This window comes from Komagataeibacter kakiaceti JCM 25156, from assembly GCF_000613305.1.
Map to the genome: position 1 here is coordinate 1 of NZ_BAIO01000230.1, position 3,640 is coordinate 3,640.

Annotated in this window: 3 protein-coding genes; all 3 read left to right on the top strand. The window is 62.3% G+C overall.

Going from position 1 to position 3,640, the window contains the following annotated elements; all coding sequences use genetic code 11:
- Positions 1-294, top strand: a 294-nt coding sequence (locus tag JCM25156_RS23705) for an enoyl-CoA hydratase/isomerase family protein (protein ID WP_034959444.1), incomplete at its 5' end; no start/stop codon positions are given.
- A gap of 181 nt (positions 295-475) precedes the next feature.
- A complete protein-coding gene (locus tag JCM25156_RS11230; protein WP_025813144.1) occupies positions 476-1,897 on the top strand; it encodes a protein adenylyltransferase SelO in 1,422 nt (473 codons plus the stop codon).
- A 75-nt stretch (positions 1,898-1,972) separates the two neighbouring features.
- The gene (locus tag JCM25156_RS11235; RefSeq protein ID WP_025813147.1) at positions 1,973-3,457 is read left to right on the top strand and encodes a sugar porter family MFS transporter; all 1,485 of its coding nucleotides are present in this window, start codon (positions 1,973-1,975) and stop codon (positions 3,455-3,457) included.
- Positions 3,458-3,640 lie beyond the last annotated feature (183 nt).

Consider the following 3,640-nt stretch of genomic DNA (forward strand, 5'->3'; position numbering starts at 1 on the left):
TGCCCCTTTTCGCTCTGCGTCACCTTCGCCGCCTATCACGCGGCGCGCGGGCTGCCTGATCTGGACCGGGTGCTGGAGCAGGAATTCCGCCTGATCTGCCACCTGCTGCGCCGTCCGGACTTTGCCGAGGGCGTGCGCGCGCGCCTGATCGACAAGGACAACGCACCGCGCTGGATACCGGACGACATCGCCACCGTCTCCATGCCGGAAGTCATGGCCTGCCTGCATAACCCGGTACCTTTTTCGCTCGACCTTCCGGTCCGCGATCCTGATGGGCCATTTGAAAACAACTGATTGATAAAAAACAACAAAGTTTCCGGGTTCCGCCCTCTTTTCAAAAAAGACGGCGTTTCCCGCAGCCTTTTGAACAGAGCCGCACCAGAAACTTCCCTAGGATTTGCGGGATGTCCTGAGGCAGGCTTTTCAAACCGCCCCCGAGACATGATAATTTATTATCACACATAAAGTAGATGAAATGCCCCTTTCCAGAACCTACACCCCCGCCACGCATCACAGCCAACTGGGTGATGAATTCTATGATGTCGTGCAGGTCGCCGACTTCCCGGCCCATATCCTGCGCTACCGTAATGACGACGTCGCGCCGCGCATCGGTCTCGACACCCTCGATGACGCGGAGTGGATCCGCCATTTCGGTTATTTCGACCCGCTGCCCGGCTCGCTGCCCCAACCGCTGGCGTTGCGCTACCATGGCCATCAGTTCCATGCGTACAATCCCGACCTTGGCGATGGCCGGGGCTTCCTGTTCGCGCAGCTTGTGGACGCGGTGGACGGGCGGCTGCTGGATATTGGCACCAAGGGCAGCGGCACCACGCCATGGTCACGCGGGGGTGACGGGCGGCTGACGCTGAAGGGCGGACTCCGGGAAATCCTGGCCAGCGAGCGGCTGGACGCGCTGGGCGTGCGCACGTCACGCACCCTGAGCGTGATCGAAACGGGCGAGAGCCTGCACCGGGGCGACGAGCCTTCGCCCACGCGGTCATGCGTGCTGGCGCGGCTCAGCCACTCCCACATCCGCATCGGCACGTTCCAGCGCCTGTTGGCCCATGATGACAGGGCGGGCATCCAGCGTCTGTTGGCCTATGTGATCGAGACCTATTACCCCCACCTGTCCGACGCGCCGGACCCCGCCGCCGCACTGTATGACGCCGCGACCACCCGCATTGCCGAAATGACCGCACAGTGGATGGCGGCGGGCTTTGTCCATGGCGTGCTCAATACCGACAACATCAACATCACGGGCGAGAGCTTCGATTACGGCCCGTGGCGGTTCCTGCCCCATTTCGATCCCGATTTCACGGCCGCCTACTTCGATCATTCCGGCCTGTACGCCTATGGCCGCCAGCCCCGGGCGATGGCATGGAACGTGGCGCGGCTGGGGGAATGCCTGCTACCTTTTTCCAACATCGGGACCATACAAAGTATTTTTGACGACTTTCCGGAAAGATATGAAAGATTTCTTGATATTACAGTGCTCAAGCGGATGGGGATGAAAGAGAATTCAAGAAAATCATCCAGTGATCTACGTCAATCCCTGTTCTCTTTCATGCTCGAAAGTCAGATCGGGTTTGAATTTCCGTTTTTTGACTGGTATGGTGGCCCCGCAAGTCAGGAACGCGCCACATCAGGACTACGTAAGGACTTTTATGCTCAGGACAGCTTCCGGCCCCTGTACGACCGGATCATGCTGCATGAGCCCGCACCGGGCATTGACCTGTCGCATCCCTATTTCGGGGGGGAGACACCGTCCATGATGCCCGTTGAAACCGTGGAAGCCATCTGGCAGCCCATCGCCACCGCCGATGACTGGTCGCGCCTGCACGCAGCACTCAGCCGGATCGCCAGCACGAAAGCCGCCCTGGACACCGCCCCCCGCTAGCGGGCGCACCCACGGGGGAACCGGACCGGCACGCCCGCTTTAATATGAACAGACAAGGAAGGAGAAGGCCCCCGCATGAACGATCAAGCCCCGCCTGCCCTACATGACCAGCCGGCCATCGAGCCGTTGCCCGATCTGACGAATATCGAGATTTCCCCCAACGCCAAAAAGACTTTATGGCTCGCAGCCATCGTGGCCGCCATCTGCGGCGGCCTCTATGGTTACGATACCGGCATCGTCTCGGGCGCGCTGCTGCTCATCACGCGTGATTTCCACCTGAGCAGTTTCTATCAGGAGATGGTGGCCTCCGCCATTCTGGCGGGCGCGGTCATGGGTTCGCTGCTGACGGGCTGGCTGTCCGAACATTACGGGCGTCGGTCCTCCGTCATGATCGTGACGGCGGTGTTCGTGCTGGGCGCGCTGGCCTGCGCCTTCTCGCCCGATGTCTATACGCTTATCATCTCACGCGTGTTCCTGGGGCTGGCGGTGGGCGGGTCCACGCAGGTCGTGCCGATGTACATCTCGGAACTGGCCCCGGCGCACCAGCGCGGCCACATGGTCACGATGTTCAATATCGCCATCGGCATCGGCATCCTGGCGGCCAACATCATCGGTTTCGCCGCACGGGATGCATGGGGCTGGCGGCCGATGGTGGCCATCGCGGCCATCCCGGCGGGAATCGTGTTCGTTTCCATGTTCTTCCTGCCCAAGAGCCCGCGCTGGGCCGCCGAGCATGAAAGTTTCGATTCCGCGCTGGAGCAGCTTCAGCGCATCCGCACCACCAAGCGCGAAATCCGGCGCGAGATGCGCCACATCCACGCCAATGCGAACGAGGAAACCGACCCGCGCGACGTGGGCTGGCGCGGCGTCATGCAGCCATGGGTGCGCCCCGCGCTGGTCGCCGCCCTTGGCGTCGCCTTCTTCACGCAGGCGGGCGGGCTGGAGATGATGATCTACTACGCGCCGACCTTCCTGTCGGATGCGGGGTTTGGCAGTTCATCCGCGCTCATGGCCAGTATCGGCATCGCGATCATCTATCTGGTCATGACCGTTCTGGGCTCGAACATCGTGGACCGGATCGGCCGCCGCCGCCTGGTCCTGATCATGGGGCCGGGCAGCGTCGTCAGCCTGATCGGGCTCGGGATCATGTTCCTCCTCCACCCGCAGCCCGGCAGCGCGGGAAGCTGGCTCATCATCGCGTTCATGCTGCTGTTCATGGTGTTCAACGCGGGCGGCATCCAGGTTGTCGGCTGGCTGCTGGGTGCTGAAATGTTCCCGCTGTCCATGCGCGGCAACGCCACCAGCCTGCATTCGGCCATGCTGTGGGGCAGTGACCTGCTGGTGACCAGCACGGCGCTGACGCTGGTCTCCAAGATCACGCTGGGCGGCACCATGTGGTTCTATGCCGGGGTCAACCTGCTTTCGGTGCTGTTCGTCTTCTTCATGGTGCCTGAAACACGCGGCGCTTCGCTTGAAGATATCGAGGACGCCCTGCGTCAGGGCCGCTTCCGCCCCACGCGCGACAACAAGGCCATTGCCGAGGAAGACGAAACCGACTGATCTGTCCGGCCGGGCTACGGCCGCACGCCCTGCCCATCCGCCATCAGATCAATCACGGGGGCAGGGGAGACGGGAAGCGCCAGCACCTGCTGGTAGAACGCCAGTTCCAGTTCCCATGCCCGGCGGATGGTCGCTTCCTGCCGGAAGCGTGGCCTTCTCCCGCGAACTCATACAGCGCGCAGG

Bases quoted from the DNA above. Each gene is read 5' to 3' on its own strand.
- JCM25156_RS11230 (WP_025813144.1), top strand. From the start codon at position 476: ATGCCCCTTTCCAGAACCTACACCCCCGCCACGCATCACAGCCAACTG.
- JCM25156_RS11235 (WP_025813147.1), top strand. From the start codon at position 1,973: ATGAACGATCAAGCCCCGCCTGCCCTACATGACCAGCCGGCCATCGAG.